The following is a 25,946-nucleotide window of genomic DNA, read 5'->3' as shown; positions in this document are numbered from 1 at the left end:
CATTACAGTCCCTCTGAAACCCAACAATATGGAGAGAGTAATGAAAACACTAATCCTGAAAAAACTGGCTCTAATTAGCCTATTAAGTCTGGCTTGCGCCTCTTGGGTACACGCCGCCGAAAGAATCGCTTTCATCCCTAAACTGGTCGGTGTCGGCTTTTTTACCAGTGGCGGTCAAGGTGCGGTAGCCGCCGGGAAAGCTTTGGGTGTCAATGTGACCTATGATGGGCCAACAGAACCCAGTGTTGCCGGGCAAGTCCAGCTTATCAACAACTTCGTGAACCAAGGCTATGACGCTATTGTGGTCTCTGCGGTTTCACCGGATGGTCTGTGCCCTGCGTTGAAACGAGCCATACAACGGGGAGTAAAAATTCTAACCTGGGATTCAGATACTTCGCCGGAATGCCGTTCAATTTATATTAACCAAGGAACGCCAAACCAACTAGGCGGAATGCTGGTGGATATGGCCGCCAATCAGGTGCAAAAAGAGCAAGCCAAGGTCGCGTTTTTCTACTCCAGCCCAACGGTAACTGACCAAAACCAATGGGTAAAAGAAGCTAAAGATAAAATTGCCGCAGAACACCCAGGTTGGGAAATTGTCACGACTCAGTTTGGTTATAACGATGCAACCAAATCCTTACAAACCGCAGAAGGGATTTTAAAAGCCTGGAGTGACCTGGACGCCATTATTGCCCCGGATGCCAATGCCCTGCCAGCCGCGGCACAGGCAGCAGAAAATCTGAAACGACAAGATGTTGCGATTGTGGGTTTCAGCACCCCCAATGTCATGCGCCCTTATGTTGAACGCGGAACCGTCAAGCAATTCGGGCTATGGGATGTTGTTAATCAAGGCAAAATTTCAATCCATGTCGCTAATGAATTACTCAAGAAAGGTGATTTAAATGTCGGCGATAAACTAGATATTCCCGATATTGGCATTGTTGAAGTTGTACCAAACCGCGTTCAGGGTTACCGCTATGAAGCCAAAGGAAACGGTATTGTTGTTCTGCCTGAACGGGTCATTTTCACCAAAGACAATATCAATCAATACGATTTCTAATACTACTGTCCAGCAATCTCTGCCATGCAGGGTTGCTGGACCAATGTAAGTGAGTTAGGAGAAGAAAAATGGCAGATTTAGATGATATTAAAGATGGCAAAGATTTTGGTATTGATATCCCACAGAAGAACAGCCTGTTTGAACTGAAAGGTTGCGGCGCACTGGATTGGGGAATGCAATCACGACTTTCACGCATTTTTAATCCCAAAACCAATCGAACGGTGATGTTGGCTTTCGACCACGGTTATTTTCAGGGGCCAACAACCGGGCTTGAACGCATCGATATCAATATTGCTCCACTATTTCCCCATACCGATGTCTTAATGTGCACCCGTGGTATTTTGCGTAGCCAAGTTCCACCCGCGACCAACAAACCTGTGGTCTTGCGTGCTTCCGGCGCCAACTCGATTCTGACGGAGCTGTCCAATGAGGCGGTCGCGGTTGCGATGGAAGATGCTTTACGCCTGAATGTCTGTGCAGTAGCTGCTCAGGTCTATATCGGCTCTGAATATGAGCATCAATCAATTAAGAACATTATCAAATTAGTCGATCAGGGAATGCGTTACGGTATGCCAACGATGGCAGTTACCGGCGTTGGGAAAGATATGGTTCGGGATCAGCGCTATTTTTCTCTGGCAACGCGAATTGCGGCCGAAATGGGCGCGCAAATTATTAAAACTTACTATGTCGATACTGGCTTTGAACGTATTGCCAGTGGATGTCCAGTTCCTATTGTGATTGCTGGTGGTAAAAAGCTACCAGAAAAAGAAGCATTGGAGATGTGTTATCAAGCCATTGATCAAGGGGCTGCCGGTGTTGATATGGGCCGTAATATATTCCAATCCGAAGCACCGGTTGCCATGCTAAAAGCGGTTCAAGCCGTTGTACATCAGAATGAGAATGCCAGCAAAGCTTACGAGTTATTTTTAAGTGAAAAACAATAAGGAGAAATTGAGATGCACGTAACTTTGGTTGAAATTAATGTTAAGCAGGACAAATTAGACGAATTTATTGAAATTTTTCGCCTTAATCATCTGGGATCAATTAAAGAAGCAGGCAATTTACGTTTTGATGTATTACGGGACGAAAATATCCCTACCCGCTTTTATATTTATGAAGCCTATGTTGATGAAAAAGCGGCTAATGCACACAAGCAAACCCCTCATTATCTGAAATGTGTTGAACAACTTGACTTTCTGATGTCTGAACCAAGGAAGAAGAGATCGTTTATTGGTGTGATGCCAGAAATAAAATAAATATACCCGTCATCTTTCAAGCTGCCTCTTTGTTGGCTGCACTCACTCACCCCGGTCACATAGTTATCTATGCTCCCGGGGATTCGTTCCCTTGCCGTCGCGATGCAGCTTGAAATCCATAGGGTATAGATAAATTTCATTCTGTAATCCATTGAATAAATATCAATACTTCTCTTTTTCTTTTTCTTTTTCTTTTTCTTTTTCTTTTTCTTCACTATAAGGTTTACCCATAGTAAGAAGACAAGAATATGCAATTGCAAAAAATAAAGCACCAAACCGGATTGAGCTATAATCATAAATACTAAAATAATGTGGAAATATATATACCAGCACACCACCATTTACAGCAATATTATGCTGTACAGTATTAACAACCACAAAAATAACAGTAAAAAGCACCGCTCGAATATAACCCATTACATATCCCCTCAGCTTAAAAAGTACAATAAGCACGAAAATAGACATTGCGTAATAAATAGTTTCAAAATTAAATTGGTTGTTTCATCCTCTTTTTCTTTTTTTTCTTTTTGAACAATCATATATAGCTTGCTATCATTTATTAACAGGTCAAGCTCCTGTCTCTTCAGATTATCTATTTCATCTTGCAGGATTGCAATACCACCATCAACAGATAAGCAATTTTTACCTATCTCATAATTAACCGTTCTGATTAATTCATTTATTTCGAAAATGAAACGACTGCTGCTTCTAACATCATAAAGATATCTAAAATTAAGCCTGGATGATATCTCATGTAGTTCTTTAATTTTGAGCTCTAAATCATGCCAACTTTGTCTTGATGAACACACCATATTAAACCTCTAAGCTCGTTATTTTTGACTCATACAATCCTCAAACAATGCGATAACCATTCCATGATCCTGTCCAAAAGAACGTTGTAAGCCCTGAACCTTAGAATGCTGATTATAAATTCCAATGGATGGCCGCTATATAAAAAGGCCGCCATCCACTGCTGAATCAGATAGCTGTGATTCAGTCCCACATGATCCTAATTCCTAACAACATCCAGTTTAACTCCAACCCAATTTATCGTTGATTTAAGACAAAATAGCCCCCTTGATTAGCTCCCTCATAACCAAATAACAACAGCTATTAAAGCACTCCAATATCGAGAAATGCTCTTACCATAGCGGATACCCAGATTATCTGGGCCATACAATATTTTTCACTACTTCTATCAAACCCATTAAACCATAACAATAGAGCAACAAATAGTCTTCCCCCCCCCAATACTTAATTTCTTAAACACTAGCTATCATTAAAACCCAATATATTTCTTTAAATACTATCTATTATTCAAACCTAATAATCATATCCCCGTAGAGTTTTTACCCCTAAAGAATCCGGTTATTTTCATTAACAAAATCAAGAGGTTTAAAATCTTCATGCTCTTTTTACTATTTAATGCGTTTTAAATTCATTGCCCTGCTATATGCTATTATTTTCTTCCTTACACGATTAGAGTTTCGTTTGAAATAACATTTTCCACATCGGCTTAATGCAAAAGTCAGCAATATCAGTCAGGCAATGTCTCTTATGTTCAGCCATAGTGCTCTCTAATTGGAGGATACAATTCACAATGATAAAACTGACGCCTACGTCAAACGATTCAATCAGGTATTTAATTATATTGAGCGCCATTTGGATGAGCCACTCACATTGGAACAACTGAGTGAAGTAGCGAATTTTTCGCGTTATCACTTTCACCGACAGTTTGCCAATTACTGCGGTATACCTGTAGGACGCTATATCCAATTAATGCGATTAAAGCGTGCTTCTTACCGTCTGGCATTCAATCCACTAGAAAAAATCATCGATATTGCGTTGGATGCAGGTTTTCAAAACCCAGAATCATTCAGCCGGGCCTAACACCAAGCATTAGAGGATGGCCGCCAGCCATCCTCTAGTTTTTCATCAATAAGAACGTAAAACCTCATTAATTTTTACTCAGATTAATTAAATAATTCTTTTTGGACTATTCTCATTTTTTTTATAAACAATAATTTCATCAAAATCGTTATTACGTGTCAGCCACAGAGAAAGTGCTTTCAGCGAATCAGGGGTAAATTCATCACAGCGAGCGGTTATCTCCTCCGGTGTCAACCAGCATACATCATCAATTTCCGCTTCCTGTAAAGCAAACGGACCATGACTGATGCAACTGAATAATGCACCACAAATACGGCAATCCTCTGCTTCATAATAAAAACTACCATGTTCTGCAAAAGGCACACCGGCAATACCTAACTCTTCTTCTGCTTCGCGACGGGCAGAATCCAGCATATTTTCACCCGCCATCACAACACCACCTGCGGTCGCGTCCAGCTTTCCCGGATAAAAATCTTTAGTTACTGTACGATGTTGAACCAAAATCTTTCCCATACCATTGTGAACGACAATATAAGTCGCACGGTGTCGTAAACGTTGGGCGCGCATTTGCCGACGCGTAGCCTGAGCAATGACTTCATTATTTTCATTAATGATATCAATCCACTCAACACTCACTACATTCTCTTGATTCTCTTGTTCCATCTTCAAAAACCTTTTTTTATTAGCAGAAAATTGCAAATCTACAAGATGTTTATTTTACTCAAAACAACCAAATCGATAGGGACTCTACGAAGTTATTCGTTTCGGACAACTCATGCAACTTTTTCGCTAAACTTGAAATAGAACTGCAACGAAACTGTAGTCCGATAAGATTTTTACTGGTAATGATAACAGGGTTAATGGCTTCATCTTATCAACCCTGCAAATTAGAAAAGAGAATCTCAACCATCATCCACCCAATATTCCTCATTATGGCGGCATTATTTTCTAGCGTTCTATTGTTTGGTTATAAATGCCAATTCACTAATCTTAATATTCAATTTATTCACCTTTATTTCATCATAACTCTTTCTCAATCCGTGTGGCAATATTGGTATAACGCGTTAAGGCCAAAACACCCCGTTTATCTTGTAGAGTATCAATAAGTGCTTGCTCTAACTGGTTATCCATATTCAAAAATAGTGTATTACGTTGCCGAATATCAGGAACAATATCACTCCTTTCATTCATTGTATTTTCAAATAATTTCTTCTGATCTTGATAAAAATAATATTTGTCTGGCACAAACAACTCTGCAATTCGATCTCCAATGTAATGAATATATTTAAGCATACGATGATCAGGCACCCCCAAGGCATATTTCAAAGTCGGGTTTGCATTACGTGGAAACCACTTATTCTTATCAGCGTCGCTTATCTGTTTAAAAAATTCTTTCTGAATCTCCAATGCCACCTTAATATTATCTTTCGTTTCATGATTCAATGACGGAATCAAATACAATTTTGCCATGACAGGTAATATTTCTGTGAGCCGTATAAGATCGTTTGAATCACTCTTTTTTAAAGTTTCAATAATAAGATCAGCTTTATAAAAATGAACTATTTCCCCATGATGTAAGAAAACTTCCTGACCTTTTGTCAGACCCAATAATTCAATGGTACTAAATAGATAACCTAATGGTCCCCAATAATTATAAAGCCAGTTATCCAAATCTTTTTCCGGAGGCATAGAGGGAATCAAATCATTTTCATTCACATGACGGTAATGTGTAATATCTTCCAATTCTTGTACCGCACTACGGGTTAATGTCCGCGGCATCCCATAACTATATAAACAAGGATGATATTTTTTCAGTTGGGCACTATGCAATAACCCTAAAGCGCCCCCCAAACTATGTCCACAAACAAATACGTTTCGGTTTTTAGCTAAATCAATAATTTTATCAAACACATTTTCATCAGAACCGGGAACTTTTAACTGACCAATAAGATTAAATGCCTCCCAAAATCCCCTATGAACTTTACCATTATTAATAAAACCACTGCATACACCATCTGGTTCACAACCCAATTTCAATGGTTGATACATAATATCAGTAATGGCGTCATCAACACTCGCCGTTCCCCGCCAGCTAACAATAATTTCCTGTTGATTAGCGACATAAAATAACTCCGTATCTCCTATCCCACTTTCACTCGCTTTTGAATCAATAAATACAACATCAGTATAACGTTCACTAAATGGCACATCATAAACAATGGGAGTACGCGATATTTTTTCCACCTTACTCGGTAATTGAGATATATCCAGCATTTGTCGGTTAAAAAAATGAGTAATAGAACCTGCTATATCAACATTATCATCAAAATATGACAGCAATCCCATTAATGCCAAATTATAAGCATTCACCAGGGAATAATCTTTCTGATGATGTAACAATAGTACCCATGCACGAAACGGACATACTTCCAAAACATACCGGCAGTTTGTTGAGAGAACCCGCAAACCTTTCGGTACCGAATCTGGGAAATGATAACGTGGCGGTTTCTCTTCTATCCATTTATCAATTACAGGCAAATCATCACTTATCTGTCCAATCGTCACATAACGGTATTGATGACCTTCCGTTTCTGCTTTTGGTTGGACAACTGATGCCCTAATACTGCGTTTTTCCCGTAATGGACGCTGTTCCATTTCATCAGCTAATGGTTGAGCACTGATATATAACGTTACCACATCAGATGATAAGCTTTCTTCCCTAAGCAATCCTTGATTATTAGTCACACCTTTGCGTTCATCTCGCAACCTCCCGCTACTTATCAGACGATAAGGCATATTCACTAATGGATTACCTTGTTCATCAACTAATTGAAACTCCAACCAATTTTCTGTCATTTTTTGGCTATCAATAATGTCACGTGGACATAATTCGCTCATAATTATTATCTCCCTTTTTTTATTCTGGAATATTAATTAGACACTTATTATCAGGTCGATACACTAATAATAGTGGGAGAGAAAATTCATTCACTCAAGTCTGTAATTGTAATAAAATTCAACAAATGCAAAACGAATATAATTATGAAAAACACAAGGTAAAAAATAGCAAAAAAAATAACAATGCAGATCATTGATTTATTTAATTTCACAAACACTAGATCCACAAAAAATAAAAACCATAAATTTATCCCGACTGACACGGAATTATCATTGCCACAAAATTAAAAAAACAGTCTGATTTATATGAAAAAAATATTATCCATACAAACTATCATGATTAATCATTAAATTTTATTCTTAATGAATCAAATAATAAAAACTTTACGTTTATACCCAGTGCTCGCTAGCACCTGACTATCTTCTCAGTCTACGAGAACCAGAGGAAATCATAGCCAAATCGGGTATTGAGATTTATCATGCCACCTTATCTCGTTAGATTTAGTTTAGTTCTTCATAAAAACTATACCCTATGGATTTCAAGATGCATCACGACGGCAAGGGAGCACTTGCACTTCATTAACACAACAGAATCCATTGTCTGATTAATTTTTACAATATCATTGCCTGTTTTTGATAGACGATCCTGTGCTTCGGCCACATAATTTGGACAATATTTTACTATTAATTTTTTTGATGAGATTTATTTATGTCCAGGTTAGAAAAATTATGCGCAGATTTTGCCGCCCAAACCAATATTATGTTGAATCTCTCTACCGGCGCAGTGCAATTGAACATTGGCGATTATGGCCCTTGGTGGTTAGAAGTAGATTCAACGGGATCAATGCTGACTTTTCATCATACAGTAGCTTCGTTTGTTAATCATGATGCAGAATTTTGGCTCTCATTAAATAGTAATATAAATATACTTGGAGGAGCATGGCTCGCATTGCATCAGCCAACTCAAACTATTCGTCTCTGTTTACTTCAAGATATAGAGCGAATCGATGCGACTGATTTGGCTAATATTCTAGGAAATCTTCAAAGAATAAGAGCTGAACTCCCTTTTCCTGAAACTAAGCTTACCACCTCCGCTTCAGCCCACGATATTTTAGTTTGAGATATTTTTAAGATCGTGAATTAAAAAGTTTCATAGAAGAAAACACAATAAAATAATGGAGAAAAAGTATGCCAGATTTTTCAATACAGAGAGCTAATACCAGAATTGATATTCATCAAACTGAATTACATCAACCAACTGCAACAGATAAAACTTGCCATTGCTGCGAGCCATTATTAAATAATACCATTGATAATCCACTTACAGCACCAACCTCGGTTATTACAGGATGGAATGAAAAATCCGTCGTGACCAATAAACAAATTGAAGCTAATATTTCTCGTTTAGCCAGCGAAAGCACCGCTGCCCACAAAACGGTTGATTCTCTCTTATCCAACCTGGTGAAACTTTTCGTTCGAGCGGAGGGTAATGAATTAACCGCAATCACTAAAATGCTTAATGCTTATACCGGTGATAAACCCGGTTTTAGTATTGTCGGTCAGCTTGGCGCAGGTGGATTTACCCGAATCATTAGCGAAGCACGGCAGAATGACGTCAGATCTGATAGGGCTGATACAGAACCGCTAACATTGAGGGAAAAAGCCACTGCTTATTATGATCTCACCAACTCAGCTTATTTCCGCGATACTCTGGAGAAAGTTTATTCATCACCTGAATTGAAATCAGAATTCAAGGATATAATTGATATTGGTTACTTGGAAAGTAAAAACTTTGCACCTGCCCGTGGTTCCACTAAGGAAAAGCCCTTACCTGATCAATTGAATCTCTACACTTTTAAAAATGAAAATAAATTTAATGCCTCTGAAAATCCCGAATTATATCAGGTAACTAAACAGAAAGACGGGCAAGAAGTTATCAGTAACCCGGCTCTAGCTGGCAATAGCCTTACAGAAGTCCAGAGAGATTTCAGAACAGCAGCGCCTGATAAGGATAGTGTCTGGTCAACCGCCGCTTCACTTGAGGCCGATAATCGTTTGACCAACCGAGAGTTGGCATTTGCCAGTTTAAATCCTCGCAACCGGCTGGATAGAACTGACTATCAATTTGGTCAGTCAGAACCTATCAAAGCACATCAAGAATTAGCTAAGGAAAACATTATCATACAACGTGGCAATGGCTTTTCTGTCTGGAATGTGAAAGAAAATACAGGATTTTCCAAGGATGCAGCTTTACACAATTTGCCAACTGTCGCTGCACCTTCCGGTACTACGGACCGTTTTATTACTGCGGCCAGGTTGTTGAGTGCGGGCCTGAAAAATGATCTTGCTTTAGGTGCGCCTACTAACGGGGAATCACCAGAGCAATCAATTCAACGTGGAGAGCGGGAAATGAAAGAACTCACTCGATGGCTGGCAACAGGTTATCTGGTTGATGATAATCATCATTCTATGATTGAAGTTAATTTAGGTGCGGCTAACCACGGTTTAGCGCCTCAGTGGGGATTGAATCTCTATACCGAACCTTTCTCCTCTCCTATACATGCCAAAGGATTTAGCATATCCAGCCAGGAAATATTGGCACAATTAGAAGGCCGCGATGATGTCCACACAGATTACTCTACTTTCAAAAAAGATCTGTACGGCGGAAGTCGAGCAACAGTTAACGCGGATGGCAGTATAAAAACAAGCGCTAGATAAGTACGCTTTTCTCCAGAAGAAAAGCTGATCAATTTCTTTTATCAATAGATCTTCCTGTCGTACTGCTCAGGAAGATCATTACTCAGGCTCTATTGCGTTAACAAATCAACACCGCTACAACATGCAGGCCAGTTAATATAGCAGGGAATGAAAAGACATATCAAAGAAACAGGGCGACAACTTACTCACTGTAAATGATCGTCGCTCTTAGGCCAGGAAGAGTATCAGAGTATCTTACACACTACACAAATCAATGATAATGTGTCATACAATTACACGTTCCACTGGAGGTTCCATGATCGATCTGTATTATGCTCCAACGCCAAACGGCCATAAAATCACACTCTTCCTGGAAGAAGCTGGCCTTCCCTATAATATTCATCGAATTGATATTAGCGCAGGAGATCAATTCAAACCTGAATTTCTTGCCATTTCGCCCAATAATAAGATTCCCGCTATTGTTGATCAGCAACCAATCGATGGTGGTAAACCTATCGCTATTTTTGAATCTGGCGCCATTCTTACTTATCTGGCAGAAAAAACGGGCAAGTTACTCAGCAAAGATATGCGTGAGCGTGTTCAAAGCCTGCAATGGCTGTTTTGGCAGATCGGTGGCTTTGGCCCGATGCTAGGACAAAATCACCATTTTAGTCATTTCGCGCCGGAAAAAGTCCCTTACGCGATTAATCGTTATCAGGAAGAGACAAAGCGCTTGTATCAAGTCCTGAATACCCAATTGGAAAAAACACCCTATCTGGGCGGTCAGGAATACAGTATTGCTGATATCTCAACTTATCCGTGGGTTCGTGCTTATGAACGTCAGAATATTGATCTGAATGATTATCCGGCAGTGAAAAAATGGTTTGACACTATCAGTCAGCGCCCCGCCACTCAAATTGCCTATAGCAAAGCTTAATATCTGTCTGCGGGGTAACTATTTCCCCGCAAAACTTGATCAGGCTGACAGATAGCTATATCTTTAACCACCAACCCTTATATCTCTGCAATATGCTATATACCCTATGGATTTCAAGATGCATCGCGACGGCAAGGGAGCGAATCCCCGGGAGCATAGCAAACTATGTGACCGGGGTGAGCGAGCGCAGCCAACAAAGAGGCAACTTGAAAGATAACGGGTATAGTTCTTATATCAACAACTTAGGTTATAGGAGTGGTTATGCGTATTTTAATCACTGGAGGAACAGGTTTGATTGGTAGCCGTCTGGTTTGCCAACTTCTTTCCCTATCCCATTCCATTACTATTCTAAGCCGCTCACCTCAAAAAGTTTATTCTCTATTCAGCAATCAAGCTGAATGCTGGACCAGCCTGAAAGATAAAACCGATCTCAACGATTTTGATGCCGTAATCAATCTTGCTGGCGAGCCCATAGCAAACAAACTATGGACTTCAACGCAAAAAGAGAAGCTGTGCCAGAGTCGCTGGACATTAACAGAGCAACTCAGCAAGCTCATTAATGCCAGCCAGACACCACCAGAAGTCTTTATTTCCGGCTCTGCGGTAGGCTATTACGGGGATCAGAATCAAACAATTGTCACAGAGCATGAGCCACCTCATGATGAATTTACTCATCAGCTCTGTAAGCAGTGGGAACAACTTGCATTACAGGCAGCCAGTGATAAAACCCGTGTTTGTCTTTTACGTACTGGTGTTGTACTGGCAAAAAACGGCGGAGCACTGAAAAAAATGCTTCCCTTGTTCCGTCTTGGGCTTGGTGGCCCGATGGGGAGCGGAAAACAGTATCTGCCCTGGATTCATATTGACGATATGGTGAATGGTATCTATTACCTGTTAATGACACCTGGTTTGAGTGGTCCTTTTAATATGACCGCCCCTTATCCAGTACATAATGATCAATTTGCCGCAACACTGGGAGAAGTATTGCATCGTCCTACTATTATCCGAACACCTACTTTTGTGCTGAAATTACTGATGGGAGAAGCTGCGGCACTGGTACTGGGCGGACAACAGGCAATACCGCATAACTTGGAACAAGCGGGTTTTGGCTTCCGCTATTTTCAGCTAAAAGAGGCATTTCAAGACTTACTAGACAGTGACTGCTCCCCGCCGTAAAAAACGGCGAGGCTTCCCACTTCTCAGGCCGCAACCGTCTTTATGACGGATTTACGCTGGCCTCCATGGGCAGAAACAACGAGTCTCGCCGCCTGTAATTCCAGTATGCCCTTGCGCTGGATGTTGATCGCCGCATTGATATCGCGGTCATGTTCGACATGAAAAACCGGGCATTGCCAGATCCGCTTATGCAGCGGCATTTCCGGCTCTTTGGGGGTGGGGTAGATGCGGACTTTGGTCGCTCTTAACATATTCAGCGCTCATTGATAAAGAGCATTCATTTTAGCCTGTTTTACAGTTTTACAGGCAGATATCAATTCAGTCAGGATACGTCGCAGTAGCCAGCCCTAAAACCCTTTGGGCTTTTCGCCTTATATACACGCACTGGGCAAAGGTTTACGGCGGTTTTTGCTAAATCTCAACGCTTTTAGCCCCTTGCCAGCGGGTAAATAGATCATAAGGTAGCTCGATATCAAACTGATCAAGCACTCGGTTAACCGTCTGGTCAATAATATCCTGAATCTGTTGAGGCTGATGATAAAATGCAGGCACAGGCGGCATAATCACCGCGCCAATTTCTGCCGCTTGAGTCATCAGCCTGAGATGCCCCAAATGCAATGGCGTTTCCCTCACCCCAAGCACTAACTTACGACTTTCTTTCAATACAACATCTGCCGCTCTGGTTACTAATCCATCAGTATAACTGTGGACAATACCTGAAAGGGTTTTCATTGAGCATGGTAGAATTACCATGCCCGAAGTTTTGAATGAACCTGAAGAGATGACAGCAGCGATATCTCTGTTGTCATATACAACATCAGCCAGCGCCTGCACATCCCGTAAACTATAATCTGTTTCAAGTGCCAGTGTCTGGCGAGCAGAATGACTGATAACCAGATGTGTTTCTACCCCTTCAACTGGTTGTAAAACTTGCAGTAGGCTTATACCATAAATGGCCCCACTTGCTCCTGTAAGCCCTACTATTAATCTTTTCATTCTTTCCTCATACAAACACTGAACAACTATTTAAACCCGAAAGTCATCAACCTTCATTATAGATATCCAGATTTTCAATTTCATTCTGATTATTCAGTTTTACTTCATCGTCTTTACGCAGATTCTCCAGATAATAGAGATAAGTCTGGTCAACGTCTTTGGTAACATAAACGCCATTGAATACTGAACTCTCAAACCCATCAACATCCGGGTTTTCTTCACGAACAGCGTCGATCAGATCGGTTAAATCCTGAAATATCAATGCATCTACACCAATAAGTTGGCGAATTTCATCCACTTCACGCCCATGAGCAATCAGTTCATTTGCATTGGGCATATCAATGCCATAAACATTCGGGAAACGTACTTCCGGTGCTGCCGAAGCAAGATAAACTTTCTTCGCGCCGGCTTCACGAGCCATATCAACAATCTGTTCTGACGTTGTACCACGCACAATAGAGTCATCTACCAATAGCACATTTTTATCACGGAATTCTGCTCGATTAGCATTCAGTTTACGGCGGACTGATTTCCGGCGTTCCTGTTGCCCAGGCATGATAAATGTCCGACCAACATAACGGTTTTTCACAAATCCCTGACGATAGGGTTTACCGAGTATGCGCGCAATTTCTAGCGCAACATCGCAAGATGTTTCGGGGATTGGAATAACCACATCAATATGTAAGTCTTCCCATTCGCGGGCAATTTTCGCCCCTAGCTTATGCCCCATCCGTATGCGGGCGTTATAAACCGAAATTTTATCAATAAAGGAATCTGGGCGAGCCAAATAGACAAATTCAAATAAACAGGGGGTCAGAGAAGGATTTTCAGCACATTGACGAGTAAATAACTGACCTTGTTCAGTAATATAAATCGCTTCACCTGATGCAACATCCCGCAGGAATTCAAAGCCTAGCGTATCCAATGCAACGCTTTCAGAAGCGACCATATACTCATTACGGCCATCATCCAAAGTACGCTTACCTAAAACCAACGGACGAATACCATGCGGATCACGGAAAGCAACTAACCCATGACCAATAATCATCGCAATGCAGGCATAAGCACCACTCACCTGTTTATGCATTGCCGCTACTGCCGCAAAAATATTGTCAGGCTCCAATGGATAATGCTGGAAACAATCCAGTTCACTAGCAAAAACATTAAGCAAAATCTCAGAATCTGACGTGGTATTCACATGGCGACGGGCATTCTCAAATAACTTTTTCTTCAACTCATGAGCATTCGTCAAATTACCATTGTGTGTCAATGTAATACCAAATGGAGAGTTCACATAAAACGGTTGAGCTTCCGATGCACTGGAACTGCCCGCTGTCGGGTAGCGAACATGACCAATCCCAATCGTTCCCTGTAAACGCAGCATATGCCGGGCTTCAAATACGTCTCTCACTAAGCCATTGGCTTTGCGTAAACGAAACCCATTGTTACCATCAATAGTGGCAATGCCCGCAGCATCTTGCCCACGGTGCTGAAGCACCGTCAACGCATCATAAATCGACTGGTTAACCGGTGTAAAACCGACGATACCAACAATACCGCACATGTAGTTCTTCCTCATCAGCCAAACGGAGAGGTATATTTCTCCGGCAAGAAACTTGACGCATTTTGCAGGTAGTCAAAGAACCACCTTATGATATGACTGAACTGTGGGATCAATTGTGACTGTTTCCAATCCTCACTTCGAGCCAATGGTGTAAATGTATCCAGAAAAAACAGAATAGCAGCGACAATCAGCACACCACGCAATGCCCCAAAGCAGACCCCCAGTACTCGATCAGTACCTGACAATCCAGTCCGTTGCACAAGAGAACCTATCACATAGTTCACCACGGAACCGACAATCAAAGTAGCAATAAACAGCAACGCAATAGCAATCCCGTTACGTACCAATTCATCTTCAAAACGGGTGAAATAGACCGCTAAGTAAGTATAAAAATGGCTTGCCACAAAGAAAGCACATCCCCAGGTGACCAGTGATAATGCCTCACGAATAAACCCACGAATCAGGCTAACTAATGCCGAGAAGCCAATAATGGCGATAATAACGTAATCAATCCAAACCATGTTTTAATTCCAAAATAGACACCTCGGCATCCGTTTCAGGTGCATTCTAACAGAAAACGAAAACGTTTGCGTAGCAGATTTCCTATCCTACTGAAAATAATTAAGGCGACGAATTTGAATAATCATCATCGCCGCAGTCACTTAATATTTACTTCTTCATGATAGTTGTCCTATTTGTCACATAGGCATCACCCACTTTTATTACGGCCTGTAACTCCTTACCTGCCCTTGTAATCCAGTCAAACTTTTCAATTCTGATAATGCCGAGTCAAGTTGTTGCTTAGAAGCGTTCGGACCGACATATATTCTCGTTAATTGCCCCTGAACCGGAGATGAAGGAACCGTATAAACCTGATAACCAGACAAACGTAGTCTGGCAACGATTTCATCTACCTTTCCGGCATTTTTCAAAGCACCCAGTTGTACGATATAAGCCTGCCCTTGCGGGGCTGTTTCAACCGGTTTAACTTCAGGTTTCGGCTCTGACTTAATGTCTGGTTTAGGTTTAAGCGCCGGTGCCGGCGGCTTAGTATCTGGTTTTGGTTCAAGCTTAATCTGTGGTTGAGGCTTCACTTCTGGCTGAACAGCAGGAGGGACTATCGGCGCAGGTTGAGGATTGGTAACCAATGGTATTTCCGGCTGCTCCAGTGTTTCTGGCTGCAATGCCTCTGTCTCATCTTCCAGAGGCACTGATAATATTGGTGGATTAAGAGGAGGTATAGAGTCAATTTCTTGCTCATCCCCTGGCTTTGGAACCAAGGGAATTGATGCAAATTTATCTTCGTTATATTTCTTGTTGCCGTCTAACAACGCAGGCAGCACAATGACACCCAATGCTACCAATACAATTGTACCAACCAAACGATTCTGAAATTTACTTGCCACTTCCTTTCTCCCTGTCCAGAGCCTCCATAACATGCGCTACCGTGTGGAATGAGCCACAAACGACAACAATATCTTGCTCATCAGCATCAGCCATCGCCTGATGCCAAGCACTTTCCACATCAGTAAATACCTGTGGCTGTCCAAGATGCTGAGCCAGTGTCTGTGCATCTGCACCACGCTGTTCAGTCAATGGAGCGCAATACCACTCATTTATTTGCTGTGACAGGCAAGTCAGTGTACCGGCAATATCTTTATCACCTAGCATACCCACTACACCAAGGATTCTACTGCCCGGCTGACGGGGCAACTGGGCCAATTTCTGTACCAGATAAGCCGCTGCATGGGGATTATGAGCCACATCCAAGATCAACAATGGATTTTCACGAACTATCTGGAAACGCCCAGGTAACTGCGCATTCTGCAACCCTTGATGGATTGCACTCTCATTAATAGCTCGACTGACTTTATCATCTTGTCGTAACAGGCAACAAATAACACCCATCGCCGTTGCGGCATTCATCAGAGGAACATTTGGCAAAGGTAGGTTGCTAAACAGCCTATCATCAGATTGCCAGTGCCAGTTTTTATCCTGTTGAGAGAAACGCCAATCAATGCCACAACGGAACAACTCGGCACCTAATTCACCCGCAACTTCCGCAATAGAAGATGGCATATCCGGCTCACCAACCACGGCAAAGCGATCTTTACGGAAAACCCCTGCTTTCTCACGACCAATATGTTCGCGATCAGCACCCAACCAATCAATATGATCAATTGCAATACTGGTAATAACGGCAATATCGGCGTCCACAACATTTGTCGCATCCAGTCGCCCACCTAAGCCTACTTCTAAGATGACCACATCCAGACAAGCTTGTTTAAACAGTTGCAAAGCCGTTAATGTGCCATATTCAAAATAAGTCAGCGAAATATCACCGCGACGAGATTCAATATCCGCAAATACACGACAGAATTCCTGTTCAGGTAATTCTTTACCCTGAATACGAACTCTTTCGGTATAACGTACAAGATGCGGAGAGCTGTAAACACCCACTCTCAGCCCAGCCGCCAACAGAATAGATTCTATCGTGCAACAGGTAGTACCTTTACCATTAGTACCGGATACGGTTATCACCTTAGGTGCAGGATTAACCAACGCCAAAGTTCGGGCAAGTTTCCCCACACGCTCAAGCCCCATATCAATGGCCGTAGTATGCAGGTTCCCAAGGTAGGAAAGCCACGTCATCAATGGCGACGTGGTTTGAGGAATTTGTAAAGTGTCAGACATCTTCTTTATTGGTACTTATTTGAATATCCACCTCAACATCAGCGGGTTCTGCCACTAATTCAGCAACAATTGGCTTAATACCTGGCTGCGACTGATGGGTTAGTTTAGAAAGTAAACTGGCAAGTGTGTCACGCATTTCAGGGCGACGAACAATCATGTCAATCGCTCCCTTTTCCAGCAAAAACTCACTACGCTGGAAACCGGACGGTAATTTTTCACGAACGGTCTGCTCAATAACTCGTGGTCCGGCAAAACCAATCAATGCTTTTGGTTCAGCAATATTGATATCACCCAACATCGCCAGACTTGCTGAAACACCGCCCATTGTCGGATCGGTCATGATAGAGATATAAGGCAAACCACGTTCTTGCATTTTTGCTAAAGCAGCACTGGTTTTCGCCATCTGCATCAGTGACATCAACGCCTCTTGCATACGAGCGCCACCACTGGCAGAAAAACAAATCAGAGGACAATTGTCTGCCAATGCCTGTTCTACGGCACGGACAAAACGGGCACCAACAACCGAAGCCATAGAACCGCCCATAAATGCAAATTCAAAAGCAGCAGCAACAACTGACATACCACTCAGGGTACCTTTCATTACGACTAACGCATCTTTTTCTTGGGTTTGCTTCTGCGCCGCTGATATACGATCTTTATACTTTTTGGAATCGCGGAATTTAAGAATATCTTTTGGCTCTAATTCCCCCCCTAATTCCGTCGTTGCTCCTTCATCAAGGAATGTAGCCAATCGGGTACGCGCCGAAATACGCATGTGATGATCACATTTAGGGCAAACCTCAAGATTGCGCTCTAGCTCAGCACGGTAGAGCACCTGACTGCAACTATCACATTTAGTCCAAACCCCTTCAGGGATATTCGCTTTACGCGTTTGGGTAATGTTGCTTTTATTAAGAATTTTTTCAATCCAGCTCATTGAATGATCTTTCCGTCTGAATCTGGCTTATGCCAGTTTTGTTATTGTGTGCCATTAAACCACAATGCTATTACAGTGTGGATAAAAAACTGCTCAAACCTGTTACCGGTTATCACTCTTCTGCTTCATCACCGTACGACGATGACGCCAGATTTCAATCACTCCGGGCAGGATTGAAATAAAGATGATAGCGACAATCAACAGTTTCAAATTCTGTTGTACCATTGGCATATCACCGAATATATAACCAGAATAGGTGAATAACAGTACCCAAACTAGTGCGCCAATCACGTTATAAGCAGCAAAACGACGATAAGACATTTTCCCCATACCTGCAACGAATGGTGCAAATGTTCTGATAATTGGTACAAATCGCGCCAAAATAATTGCCTTACCACCATGTTTTTCATAAAACTCATGTGTTTTATCTAAATAACTGCGGCGGAAAATTTTTGAATTTGGATTAGTAAATAACCTTTCGCCAAAGATGCGACCAATAGCATAGTTCACCGCATCACCAATAATAGCCGCAATAATCATCAATACCACCATGATATGCACATTCAGATCATTTGAACCCAGAGCCGCTAAAGCGCCGGCAACAAATAACAGCGAATCCCCCGGCAAAAACGGAGTAATCACTAACCCTGTTTCACAAAATAAAATCAGAAACAGAATGCCATATACCCAATCACCATATTGTGCGACCAGTTCGGCTAAATGAATGTCAATATAGAGAATGAAATCAATAATAAATTTAGCAAAATCAAAAAAATGAGTCAGAAATTCCATAATATTCCCCGCTATGCCAAAACATCCGTGTCGGAAACTAGAAATGTTAAATCAGATCATCTGCCAAAAACAGAGGCCCCATAACCACTCTCGGCAAATCAAATTGCGCCGGATAATCAACAGCAACCAGATACAACCCTGCTGCTTTTGCCGTCGCAGCGGCTTTCGTCCGATCTTGTAAAGCAAGCAACTGGGCCATCCAGTTAATATCCTGATTCCCACAACCAATTTCCATCAGACTACCCGCAATATTACGCACCATATGATGCACAAAAGCATTGGCTTTAATATCTATGACGACGTAATGTCCGTAACGATTGACATTAATATGCATCACATTACGCCAAGGCGTTTTAGATTGGCATTGAACTGCACGGAAAGAGGTAAAATCATTTTCCCCTAATAAACATTGCGCAGCCTGGTGCATCAGCTTTTCATCCAGTGGATAGTGAAAATGGGTCACGCCATTGGCCAGCACTGCCGGACGATAACGATGATTAAAAATAATGTAACGATATCGCCGGGCAGTTGCACTAAAACGGGCATGGAAACCCTCATCCACGGTTTTCACCCAACGAACAGCAATATCTGGTGGTAAATGTACGTTCACGCCCATTGTCCACGCCGCATCCTTGCGCTGAACAGACGTTTCAAAATGCACAACCTGCCCTGTTGCATGTACTCCAGCATCGGTCCGACCAGCACAAAATACTGATATGGGTTCATCGGCGACTTTTGATAGTGCTTCCTCAAGGCATCCCTGAACACTTTTTACTTCCTGCTGACGCTGCCAGCCATAATATCGGCTGCCATCGTACTCAATTCCCAATGCAATTTTCATCTTTGAACCCGGCACAGATTCTGTTTGTTCTGTACCGAACATCAGTAAAATTGCTCCTGAATCAGTTTTTCCGCTGTCTCAACAGCCATTAATGCACCACCAAACCGGATGTTATCGGCCACAGACCAAAATTGTAATACTTCCGGCATACCATAATCGTGGCGCAGACAACCAATGCTCAATGCATCATTACCCGATGCTTCTGTCACTGGCGTTGGATAATCATCGTCATCTGAAACGTTAATATCAATCATCCGCTCTAATTCTTCTCGTGCTTCTTCCACCCCAACCGGACGCAATGTTTCCAAATGGACTACTTGAGCATTGCCATAAAAAACGGAAGACTGAACGCAACTCACTGAAATGGGTAATCCTTCATCCTGTAAAATCTTGCGTATCTGATCCACAAGGCAACGCTCTTCACGCACAGAACCTTCAGCATCTGTTGGCAACGGCAAAAGATTAAATGCCAGTTGTTTACTGAAACGACCTGGCTCCGGTGGGATGCCATTAAGCAAACGAGCGCTCTGTCCGGCTAATTCATCAACTGCCGCTTTGCCGTGAACAGAAACAGAGAACAGATTAGTCAAATGCAAACGTGCAATTCCAGCCGCATCCACCAGCGGTTTAATGGCTGTCAGTACCTGACTGGTCATACTATCTGCCAAGGCAATAATATTTCGGTTACGATAATCCGCTAAAACATGAGGATTCACCCCCGGAACAACTAAAGGTACATCAGGTTCCATAGCAAACAACCCACTGTTATCGATAACCAAACAACCTTCTTCTGTCGCTTTTTCAACATATTGTGTCGTGGCCTCCAATCCCGCCACAAAAAAAGCGAGCTGTACCTGTGACCAGTCAAAATCAGCAGCATCACCAACAACAAAATTTTTACCATTAAAACGCAGGCTTTCACCGGCACAGCGCTCACTGGCGAGAGGATACAATTCACCAACGGGAAACTGACGCTCTTGTAATAACGCCAATATCGCTTCACCTACTGCCCCTGTGGCACCCAATAGGGCAATATTCCAACCTTCTGACATGTTGGTTTTCTCCATCTATCTTTCTGACATGCAGATATATTTCTGCACGGATTAAATCAGTTCTGTACTGAAACCAAGAGCAGCTAGCAACTCAGCACTCTCTCTATTATCACAACATACAGTTAGGGATGACCATTCCCGGCGTTCTAAATAGTTTTTGCGCAGATAATCAAATTGCCCTTTTTGACCGGCAACTTGCCGTAACGGGGTATCATCGCGGCGTACATCATACACTAAATGCATCAACCGTTTCAGTGTGCTTTGAGTTACATTTCCATGCAGGGTAACCCGACTGAAATCTGGCTCTGGCAATAGATCAGATAAAGCCACTTTACGGGGTTGACCAAGGAATTCACAGTAAGCTTCAAATACCTGTGTGGTACCACGCGCTTTACCTTCGAGGGTATAACCCGCGATATGCGGTGTACCAATATCAACTAATTCCAGTAAGGGTAGGGATAAGTCAGGTTCCGGCTCCCAAACATCCAAAACAACACTAAGTTTCTTACCACGTTTCAACACAGCAAGCAGCGCTTGATTATCAATAACTTCACCACGACTGGCATTAATCAATATGCGGTTATCCGGCAAAGCTGACAATAATTCAGCATCTACCAAATGGTGTGTTTTATATGGGCCCGATAGATTCAATGGCGTATGGAATGTCAGAATATCCGCCTCTTTGACCAGTTTTTCCAGTGGACAAAATTCACCGACATCCCCTCTGGCAGCTCTTGGCGGATCACATAAGAGTGTCCGCACACCAAGAGTAGCTAACCGCTGCGCCAGTCTACTGCCGACATTACCGACACCGACGATTCCGACAACTTTATCCTTAAGCTCAAAATTATCACGTTCAGCCAACAACATTAACGCTGAGAAAACATATTCAACCACAGCAATGGCATTACATCCCGGCGCCGCTGAAAACCCGATTCCAGCCTGAGATAACCACAATTGATCCACATGGTCAGTCCCCGCCGTTGCCGTACCGATAAATTTTACCGCACTGCCTTTCAGCAATTCTTCATTAACTTTAGTTACTGAACGAACCATAAAGGCATCAGCATGATCCAATACCCCTTCCGGCACCGGACGCCCCGGAATAGCTTGCACATCCCCCAATTGCTGAAATAGTTGATCAGCATAAGGCATATTTTCATCAACCAGAATCTTCACTTAATCCATCCTGTGGCATTAAAACAGAGGCAGCGAACTATTTTGCCATTTAATCATAACAAAACCCATAATAACGGCTTCTTTTGTTGTTAACTTTTCCTGAAACGCTCCGGTGTCGTACCTGCCAATTGCTGGAACATAGCGATAAAAGCAGAAGATGAGCTGTAACCCACATCAAAAGCAACTTCATTAACAGTTTTCCCCTGTTCCAACAAAGAGATTGCATGTAAAAACCGTAACCTCTGCCGCCACTCGCTAAATGACATTCCCAATTCTTGCTGGCAACGCCGTGATAAAGTACGTTCCGAGGTATAACGCTGTTTTGCCCATTGCGCTAATGGCGTATTGTCAGCAGGATTACTCTCAAGTTCCTGTAATATCGGCGCCAAAAGTTTATCTTTAGATGAAGGCAGATAGGTATGCTGAACAGGGGATTGAATTAACTGATCAATCAGCACTTGAGCTAACCGTAAATCCTGTTCTGTTTCTGGTATTTTCAATTTACGTTCAAAACAGTCAGTCATAATCGCATTGAATATGGAGTTAAGCCGGATAATACAAGGAATATTCGGCAATAATTTCCCCCATTTAGGAGAAATATCTATTGCCCTAAATCTCATTGCTTTTCTACTATATCCCGAATGCTCTATTCCTTCCGGTATCCAGACACAAAATTGCGGTGGAGCTAAAAAATGCTGTCCTCCAGCATTCATTGCCATTACACCACAAACGACATAAATAAGTTGCCCAAATGGATGGGTATGACGTAAACACTCAGTATTCGCACTGAATAACTCGTTACGGAAAGAGATACTGGCCGGAATACCCATGACTTCTACAGGAATATGAAGTTTTTCTGTCATATTGTCTCAATTGCCTTATCCATTGGCTGATTATCGTTATATATAATGAATCAGACACCATTAGACTAAACACTCATTTTTATCTCAATGCGACTTATCTATATGAATATGATTTTCCCATTTCTGGCGGTCTTGATTTGGTCAATTAATGCCGTGGTGAGTAAAGCCTCCGCTACGGCTATTGATCCGGCTGCAATTTCTTTTTATCGCTGGTTCCTAGCCTTTCTCACATTAACACCCTTTGTCGTACTATCTGTCATTCGCCAATGGAAAACAATCTGTCAATATTGGTGGAAATTATTAATTCTTGGCGCACTTGGTATGATGCTTTATCAAAGCCTGGCCTATTACGCCGCACACAGTATCAGTGCAACATTTATGGGAATCCTTAGCTCATTGATTCCTCTTTTGACTGTTGTCATCAGTATATTTGTTTTACGTGTTGTCCCCACTGTCGGTATTGCTCTCGGTACCATTTTATCTCTGTCTGGTTTAGTCTGGTTGGTCAGCGCCGGTGAGCCCATATCATTATTGCAACACGGTTTAGGACGTGGTGAATTGATGATGTTGATTGCTTCCATCTCCTACGCACTTTATAGCGTGTTAACCAAACACTGGTCTATTCCATTACCCAACTGGCAATCCCTATATGTACAAATCAGTTTTGGTGTCCTGCTATTACTGCCAAATTTCCTGTTGACAAAAGATGTTCAATTGAATGCCAGCAATATCTCGTTAGTCTTATTCGCCGGTATTCCAGCCTCGATCATTGCTCCCTATTTATGGATACAAGGCGTCATAAAACTTGGTGCGAATACCACCACCATATTTATGAATTTGACGCCGATATTTACAGCTATTATCGCTATTCTGGTTCTGCATGAAGAGATGCACAGTTACCACCTGATTGGTGGCGGTATAACGTTATTAGGCGTTATGCTGGCACAGCAACTACGTACTCCTCTTATTAGAAAAACCTCAGGAAATTAATCATCAGAAAGCCTAAAAGGGATTCTTACTAATAAACCGCCCAGTGTTTCACTGGGCAATAATTGGGGATGAGTACCATGATAAATACCGATATCTTTTACCAGAGCTAATCCTAATCCTGCCCCTTCATGCCCCGCAGCATTATCAAGACGATTAAAAGCCATCAGAGACAAATTGACGTCTTCTTTAGCAATCCCCGGCCCACTGTCATCCACTTCCAAATAACAGTATGTCTTACAAGAGTTGAGAATCACTCTAGCCGTAACAATGCCACCTTCCGGTGTATATTTAATTGCATTGTCCAATAAGTTAGCACACATTTCCGTCAGTAATACAGGTTCCCCCTTGATCCATTGAGCATTTTCGCCTTCATAACCCAAATCAATATTCTTACTTTCAGCCTGTTGCAAACGAGAAAAACATGCCTGTTGCAACAATTCGACTAGATTAACCGGCCTATAATCCCGAACGGCCTCCTTTTCATGCGCTTTCAAACGAGAAAGTTGTAATAAACGATCCGTCAGAGAGATAGTGTTATCCAATGTACTATCAATGGCCTGTAAGCTTTCTTTCCATTGCGCTGGATCTTTGCTGGCAAGCGCTACCGCTACTTGAGTTTTTAATACTGTTAATGGCGTTCTAAGTTGGTGAGAAGCATCCGCACTGAACCTCTCCTGCCGACTCACCATCAATTTCAGTCGCTCTATATAACGATTAAATGCATATAACAATGGGGAAAGTTCCGACCAAGGCAACATATCCGGTAACGGAGTAAGATCATTTGCGGGACGACGGACCATGACGCCAGAAAGTTTATGTAGTGGTTTAAGTAACTGCTTCAACAGAAAATAAGCCAGAATCAGAGTCAACCCAACCACGGTTCCTTGACTCATCAAAGAAGATATTAATAATTGTTGCGCAAGATAATGACGGGAAGCTACTGTTTCAGCAACTAGTATCAACGCCATTCCCATCATTCCCCCTTCATTGATCGGCTGATAAAGGGCAGCAACCCGAATGGGCCGGCCGTGATATTCAGCATCATAGAAATAAACCAAAGCCGTGTATAAATTGGAGCGAAGCGTATCTTTAGGGATCAAAGGCAAATCATCATAACCGGAAATTATTTCCCCTTCAGGTGATAACACTTGATAAAACAGCCTATCATTCATATTTCGCTCAAAACTATCCAAAACCACATAAGGTACATCGACAATTAATTGATTATTCTTAACAGTCAGCCGTTCTGCCACAGTTCGAGCAGACGCCAATAAAGTACGGTCATAAGCCAATGTCGCCGCATTCTCTGCACTAAAATAATGGGTGCAAACCGATAAACAACCCAACACAAACAGTGGAACACCAAAAAATAAGAGTAACTGATGAAACAATGAGTTCGGTACTTTAAACCATGTCATCTTTCTGGTGCTCCAGACGATAACCTAATCCCCGTAATGTACTGATCCCCACATTACTGCCTGACAATTTTTTCCGAATCCGGTGTACATAAAGTTCAATACTTTGTAGGTTTGCTTCATCTGATAGTGCAAATACCTGCTCAAAGAGCTGTTGTTTAGAAACAGGCCTCCCCCGACGATGGAACAATGTTGTCAAAACCGAAAATTCCCTTGGTGTCAAAGCCAATGGCTCATCGTTCAGAACAAAGTAACCATCATCCTGATAAACAAGGGAACCGAATGTCAGCGTCTCCTGTAGAAAACTTGCACTACGACGAAGTAATGCCCGGATACGTGCTTCCAATTCCTGTAAATCAAAAGGTTTCGTCAGATAATCATCGGCACCAGAATTAAGCCCTTTCACTCGTTCAGAAACATCGGCTTTCGCCGTTAATAATAATACCGGCAAATTTTGCCCACGCTTACGCAAACGAACTAACAGAGAAAGTCCATCCAACCTAGGCAAAGAAACATCCAGAATCAATAATGCATAGTTTTCTGTCTGTAATAATTGATCAGCAACTATGCCATCACTAGCAACATCTACGGCAAATCCTGAACTGCTCAGTGCTTTTTGCAACCAATGCAATAATTCAGGGTGGTCTTCCACTAAAAGTAAGCGCATATCTTCAATATCTAATCGATTAATATATACCCGTTATCTTTC

At 42.1% G+C, this 25,946-nt stretch carries 25 protein-coding genes and 2 pseudogenes; 9 read left to right on the top strand and 18 right to left on the bottom strand.

Annotated features, from left to right (window positions below; all coding sequences use genetic code 11):
- The first annotated feature begins 40 nt into the window (after nt 1-40).
- The 3 genes from lsrB to lsrG all read left to right on the top strand — a co-directional run bounded on the left by lsrB (nt 41) and on the right by lsrG (nt 2,316).
- Nucleotides 41-1,060, top strand: coding sequence for an autoinducer 2 ABC transporter substrate-binding protein LsrB (gene lsrB / locus ACGF5R_RS09205; protein ID WP_112879117.1), 1,020 nt, complete (start codon nt 41-43; stop codon nt 1,058-1,060).
- Between the two features lie 68 nt (nt 1,061-1,128).
- On the top strand, nt 1,129-2,004 hold the full coding sequence (gene lsrF, locus ACGF5R_RS09200) for a 3-hydroxy-5-phosphonooxypentane-2,4-dione thiolase (RefSeq protein ID WP_011147358.1): 876 nt from the start codon (nt 1,129-1,131) through the stop codon (nt 2,002-2,004).
- A 12-nt stretch (nt 2,005-2,016) separates the two neighbouring features.
- Nucleotides 2,017-2,316, top strand: coding sequence for a (4S)-4-hydroxy-5-phosphonooxypentane-2,3-dione isomerase (gene lsrG, locus ACGF5R_RS09195; protein ID WP_112879100.1), 300 nt, complete (start codon nt 2,017-2,019; stop codon nt 2,314-2,316).
- A gap of 162 nt (nt 2,317-2,478) precedes the next feature.
- On the opposite strand, the gene ACGF5R_RS09190 is transcribed toward lsrG, so the two are convergent.
- Both ACGF5R_RS09190 and ACGF5R_RS09185 read right to left on the bottom strand, forming a co-directional pair.
- Nucleotides 2,479-2,733, bottom strand: a complete 255-nt coding sequence (locus ACGF5R_RS09190; protein WP_387690552.1) for a hypothetical protein — start codon at nt 2,731-2,733, stop codon at nt 2,479-2,481.
- 11 nt (nt 2,734-2,744) lie between these two features.
- The gene (locus tag ACGF5R_RS09185; protein WP_387690550.1) at nt 2,745-3,128 is read right to left on the bottom strand and encodes a hypothetical protein; all 384 of its coding nucleotides are present in this window, start codon (nt 3,126-3,128) and stop codon (nt 2,745-2,747) included.
- Nucleotides 3,129-3,909: 781 nt separating this feature from the next.
- On the opposite strand from ACGF5R_RS09185, the pseudogene ACGF5R_RS09180 reads away from it, so the two are divergent.
- Nucleotides 3,910-4,203, top strand: a pseudogene (locus ACGF5R_RS09180) (helix-turn-helix domain-containing protein); the annotation flags it as partial.
- 90 nt (nt 4,204-4,293) lie between these two features.
- Here ACGF5R_RS09180 and yfcD read toward each other — a convergent pair.
- Both yfcD and ACGF5R_RS09170 read right to left on the bottom strand, forming a co-directional pair.
- Nucleotides 4,294-4,869: an NUDIX hydrolase YfcD gene (gene yfcD, locus ACGF5R_RS09175; protein ID WP_112876260.1), complete on the bottom strand. Its 576-nt coding sequence runs from the start codon at nt 4,867-4,869 to the stop codon at nt 4,294-4,296.
- A gap of 357 nt (nt 4,870-5,226) precedes the next feature.
- Nucleotides 5,227-7,104, bottom strand: coding sequence for a lipase family protein (locus ACGF5R_RS09170; protein ID WP_387690548.1), 1,878 nt, complete (start codon nt 7,102-7,104; stop codon nt 5,227-5,229).
- A 709-nt stretch (nt 7,105-7,813) separates the two neighbouring features.
- On the opposite strand from ACGF5R_RS09170, the gene ACGF5R_RS09165 reads away from it, so the two are divergent.
- The 4 genes from ACGF5R_RS09165 (at nt 7,814) to ACGF5R_RS09150 (ending at nt 11,914) form a co-directional block, all read left to right on the top strand.
- On the top strand, nt 7,814-8,224 hold the full coding sequence (locus ACGF5R_RS09165) for a type III secretion system chaperone (protein ID WP_112876262.1): 411 nt from the start codon (nt 7,814-7,816) through the stop codon (nt 8,222-8,224).
- Nucleotides 8,225-8,292: 68 nt separating this feature from the next.
- Complete coding sequence (locus ACGF5R_RS09160; protein ID WP_387690546.1) at nt 8,293-9,822, top strand: hypothetical protein; 1,530 nt, start codon at nt 8,293-8,295, stop codon at nt 9,820-9,822.
- A gap of 295 nt (nt 9,823-10,117) precedes the next feature.
- Nucleotides 10,118-10,738 (top strand): GSH-dependent disulfide bond oxidoreductase, encoded by a 621-nt coding sequence (gene yfcG / locus ACGF5R_RS09155; protein WP_112876264.1) that lies wholly within the window; start codon nt 10,118-10,120, stop codon nt 10,736-10,738.
- 261 nt (nt 10,739-10,999) lie between these two features.
- Nucleotides 11,000-11,914 (top strand): TIGR01777 family oxidoreductase, encoded by a 915-nt coding sequence (locus tag ACGF5R_RS09150; RefSeq protein ID WP_387690544.1) that lies wholly within the window; start codon nt 11,000-11,002, stop codon nt 11,912-11,914.
- A 23-nt stretch (nt 11,915-11,937) separates the two neighbouring features.
- Here ACGF5R_RS09150 and ACGF5R_RS09145 read toward each other — a convergent pair.
- From ACGF5R_RS09145 to ACGF5R_RS09090, 12 genes and pseudogenes are all read right to left on the bottom strand, one after another.
- Nucleotides 11,938-12,126 (bottom strand): annotated as a pseudogene (locus tag ACGF5R_RS09145) (zinc ribbon domain-containing protein); the annotation flags it as partial.
- A 199-nt stretch (nt 12,127-12,325) separates the two neighbouring features.
- A complete protein-coding gene (locus tag ACGF5R_RS09140; protein WP_387690542.1) occupies nt 12,326-12,910 on the bottom strand; it encodes a UbiX family flavin prenyltransferase in 585 nt (194 codons plus the stop codon).
- 46 nt (nt 12,911-12,956) lie between these two features.
- Complete coding sequence (purF, locus tag ACGF5R_RS09135; protein WP_112876267.1) at nt 12,957-14,474, bottom strand: amidophosphoribosyltransferase; 1,518 nt, start codon at nt 14,472-14,474, stop codon at nt 12,957-12,959.
- Nucleotides 14,475-14,488: 14 nt separating this feature from the next.
- Complete coding sequence (gene cvpA, locus ACGF5R_RS09130; RefSeq protein WP_036778783.1) at nt 14,489-14,995, bottom strand: colicin V production protein; 507 nt, start codon at nt 14,993-14,995, stop codon at nt 14,489-14,491.
- Between the two features lie 201 nt (nt 14,996-15,196).
- Nucleotides 15,197-15,880 carry a cell division protein DedD gene (gene dedD, locus ACGF5R_RS09125; protein ID WP_262980708.1) on the bottom strand — a complete coding sequence of 228 codons (684 nt, stop codon included), beginning with the start codon at nt 15,878-15,880 and terminating at the stop codon, nt 15,197-15,199.
- Complete coding sequence (folC, locus tag ACGF5R_RS09120) at nt 15,870-17,168, bottom strand: bifunctional tetrahydrofolate synthase/dihydrofolate synthase (RefSeq protein ID WP_387690539.1); 1,299 nt, start codon at nt 17,166-17,168, stop codon at nt 15,870-15,872. Before folC ends, dedD begins: the two co-directional genes overlap by 11 nt.
- The gene (accD, locus tag ACGF5R_RS09115; protein ID WP_387690537.1) at nt 17,161-18,105 is read right to left on the bottom strand and encodes an acetyl-CoA carboxylase, carboxyltransferase subunit beta; all 945 of its coding nucleotides are present in this window, start codon (nt 18,103-18,105) and stop codon (nt 17,161-17,163) included. Before accD ends, folC begins: the two co-directional genes overlap by 8 nt.
- A 102-nt stretch (nt 18,106-18,207) precedes the next feature.
- Nucleotides 18,208-18,897 carry a DedA family protein gene (locus ACGF5R_RS09110; protein WP_387690535.1) on the bottom strand — a complete coding sequence of 230 codons (690 nt, stop codon included), beginning with the start codon at nt 18,895-18,897 and terminating at the stop codon, nt 18,208-18,210.
- Nucleotides 18,898-18,943: 46 nt separating this feature from the next.
- Nucleotides 18,944-19,738, bottom strand: a complete 795-nt coding sequence (gene truA, locus ACGF5R_RS09105; RefSeq protein WP_387690572.1) for a tRNA pseudouridine(38-40) synthase TruA — start codon at nt 19,736-19,738, stop codon at nt 18,944-18,946.
- Between the two features lie 41 nt (nt 19,739-19,779).
- Nucleotides 19,780-20,790 (bottom strand): aspartate-semialdehyde dehydrogenase, encoded by a 1,011-nt coding sequence (locus tag ACGF5R_RS09100; RefSeq protein WP_112894720.1) that lies wholly within the window; start codon nt 20,788-20,790, stop codon nt 19,780-19,782.
- 51 nt (nt 20,791-20,841) lie between these two features.
- Complete coding sequence (gene pdxB, locus ACGF5R_RS09095) at nt 20,842-21,969, bottom strand: 4-phosphoerythronate dehydrogenase PdxB (RefSeq protein WP_112876274.1); 1,128 nt, start codon at nt 21,967-21,969, stop codon at nt 20,842-20,844.
- Between the two features lie 89 nt (nt 21,970-22,058).
- Entirely contained in the window at nt 22,059-22,832 is a 774-nt protein-coding gene (locus ACGF5R_RS09090) for a helix-turn-helix domain-containing protein (protein ID WP_112876275.1), read from the bottom strand.
- Nucleotides 22,833-22,934: 102 nt separating this feature from the next.
- On the opposite strand from ACGF5R_RS09090, the gene ACGF5R_RS09085 reads away from it, so the two are divergent.
- Nucleotides 22,935-23,822 (top strand): DMT family transporter, encoded by an 888-nt coding sequence (locus ACGF5R_RS09085; protein ID WP_112876276.1) that lies wholly within the window; start codon nt 22,935-22,937, stop codon nt 23,820-23,822.
- On the opposite strand, the gene ACGF5R_RS09080 is transcribed toward ACGF5R_RS09085, so the two are convergent.
- Nucleotides 23,819-25,240, bottom strand: coding sequence for a sensor histidine kinase N-terminal domain-containing protein (locus ACGF5R_RS09080; protein ID WP_387690532.1), 1,422 nt, complete (start codon nt 25,238-25,240; stop codon nt 23,819-23,821). The two genes, ACGF5R_RS09085 and ACGF5R_RS09080, sit on opposite strands and share 4 nt — an antisense overlap.
- Nucleotides 25,227-25,904, bottom strand: a complete 678-nt coding sequence (gene tctD, locus ACGF5R_RS09075) for a transcriptional regulator TctD (protein ID WP_112876278.1) — start codon at nt 25,902-25,904, stop codon at nt 25,227-25,229. The genes ACGF5R_RS09080 and tctD overlap by 14 nt, the downstream gene beginning before the upstream one ends.
- Nucleotides 25,905-25,946: the final 42 nt, after the last annotated feature.

Origin of the sequence: Photorhabdus sp. RM71S, from assembly GCF_042879355.1 — a bacterium.
GTDB classification, from domain to species: Bacteria; Pseudomonadota; Gammaproteobacteria; order Enterobacterales; family Enterobacteriaceae; genus Photorhabdus; species Photorhabdus kayaii.
This window is presented reverse-complemented; position numbering and strand designations above follow the sequence as displayed.

Excerpts from the sequence above, each read along its gene's own strand:
- lsrB (WP_112879117.1), top strand. The coding sequence starts at position 41 with ATGAAAACACTAATCCTGAAAAAACTGGCTCTAATTAGCCTATTAAGT.
- lsrF (WP_011147358.1), top strand. The coding sequence starts at position 1,129 with ATGGCAGATTTAGATGATATTAAAGATGGCAAAGATTTTGGTATTGAT.
- lsrG (WP_112879100.1), top strand. The coding sequence starts at position 2,017 with ATGCACGTAACTTTGGTTGAAATTAATGTTAAGCAGGACAAATTAGAC.
- ACGF5R_RS09190 (WP_387690552.1), bottom strand. The coding sequence starts at position 2,733 with ATGGGTTATATTCGAGCGGTGCTTTTTACTGTTATTTTTGTGGTTGTT.
- ACGF5R_RS09185 (WP_387690550.1), bottom strand. The coding sequence starts at position 3,128 with ATGGTGTGTTCATCAAGACAAAGTTGGCATGATTTAGAGCTCAAAATT.
- yfcD (WP_112876260.1), bottom strand. The coding sequence starts at position 4,869 with ATGGAACAAGAGAATCAAGAGAATGTAGTGAGTGTTGAGTGGATTGAT.
- ACGF5R_RS09170 (WP_387690548.1), bottom strand. The coding sequence starts at position 7,104 with ATGAGCGAATTATGTCCACGTGACATTATTGATAGCCAAAAAATGACA.
- ACGF5R_RS09165 (WP_112876262.1), top strand. The coding sequence starts at position 7,814 with ATGTCCAGGTTAGAAAAATTATGCGCAGATTTTGCCGCCCAAACCAAT.
- ACGF5R_RS09160 (WP_387690546.1), top strand. The coding sequence starts at position 8,293 with ATGCCAGATTTTTCAATACAGAGAGCTAATACCAGAATTGATATTCAT.
- yfcG (WP_112876264.1), top strand. The coding sequence starts at position 10,118 with ATGATCGATCTGTATTATGCTCCAACGCCAAACGGCCATAAAATCACA.
- ACGF5R_RS09150 (WP_387690544.1), top strand. The coding sequence starts at position 11,000 with ATGCGTATTTTAATCACTGGAGGAACAGGTTTGATTGGTAGCCGTCTG.
- ACGF5R_RS09140 (WP_387690542.1), bottom strand. The coding sequence starts at position 12,910 with ATGAAAAGATTAATAGTAGGGCTTACAGGAGCAAGTGGGGCCATTTAT.
- purF (WP_112876267.1), bottom strand. The coding sequence starts at position 14,474 with ATGTGCGGTATTGTTGGTATCGTCGGTTTTACACCGGTTAACCAGTCG.
- cvpA (WP_036778783.1), bottom strand. The coding sequence starts at position 14,995 with ATGGTTTGGATTGATTACGTTATTATCGCCATTATTGGCTTCTCGGCA.
- folC (WP_387690539.1), bottom strand. The coding sequence starts at position 17,168 with ATGTCTGACACTTTACAAATTCCTCAAACCACGTCGCCATTGATGACG.
- accD (WP_387690537.1), bottom strand. The coding sequence starts at position 18,105 with ATGAGCTGGATTGAAAAAATTCTTAATAAAAGCAACATTACCCAAACG.
- ACGF5R_RS09110 (WP_387690535.1), bottom strand. The coding sequence starts at position 18,897 with ATGGAATTTCTGACTCATTTTTTTGATTTTGCTAAATTTATTATTGAT.
- truA (WP_387690572.1), bottom strand. The coding sequence starts at position 19,738 with ATGAAAATTGCATTGGGAATTGAGTACGATGGCAGCCGATATTATGGC.
- ACGF5R_RS09100 (WP_112894720.1), bottom strand. The coding sequence starts at position 20,790 with ATGTCAGAAGGTTGGAATATTGCCCTATTGGGTGCCACAGGGGCAGTA.
- ACGF5R_RS09090 (WP_112876275.1), bottom strand. The coding sequence starts at position 22,832 with ATGACAGAAAAACTTCATATTCCTGTAGAAGTCATGGGTATTCCGGCC.
- ACGF5R_RS09085 (WP_112876276.1), top strand. The coding sequence starts at position 22,935 with ATGAATATGATTTTCCCATTTCTGGCGGTCTTGATTTGGTCAATTAAT.
- ACGF5R_RS09080 (WP_387690532.1), bottom strand. The coding sequence starts at position 25,240 with ATGACATGGTTTAAAGTACCGAACTCATTGTTTCATCAGTTACTCTTA.
- tctD (WP_112876278.1), bottom strand. The coding sequence starts at position 25,904 with ATGCGCTTACTTTTAGTGGAAGACCACCCTGAATTATTGCATTGGTTG.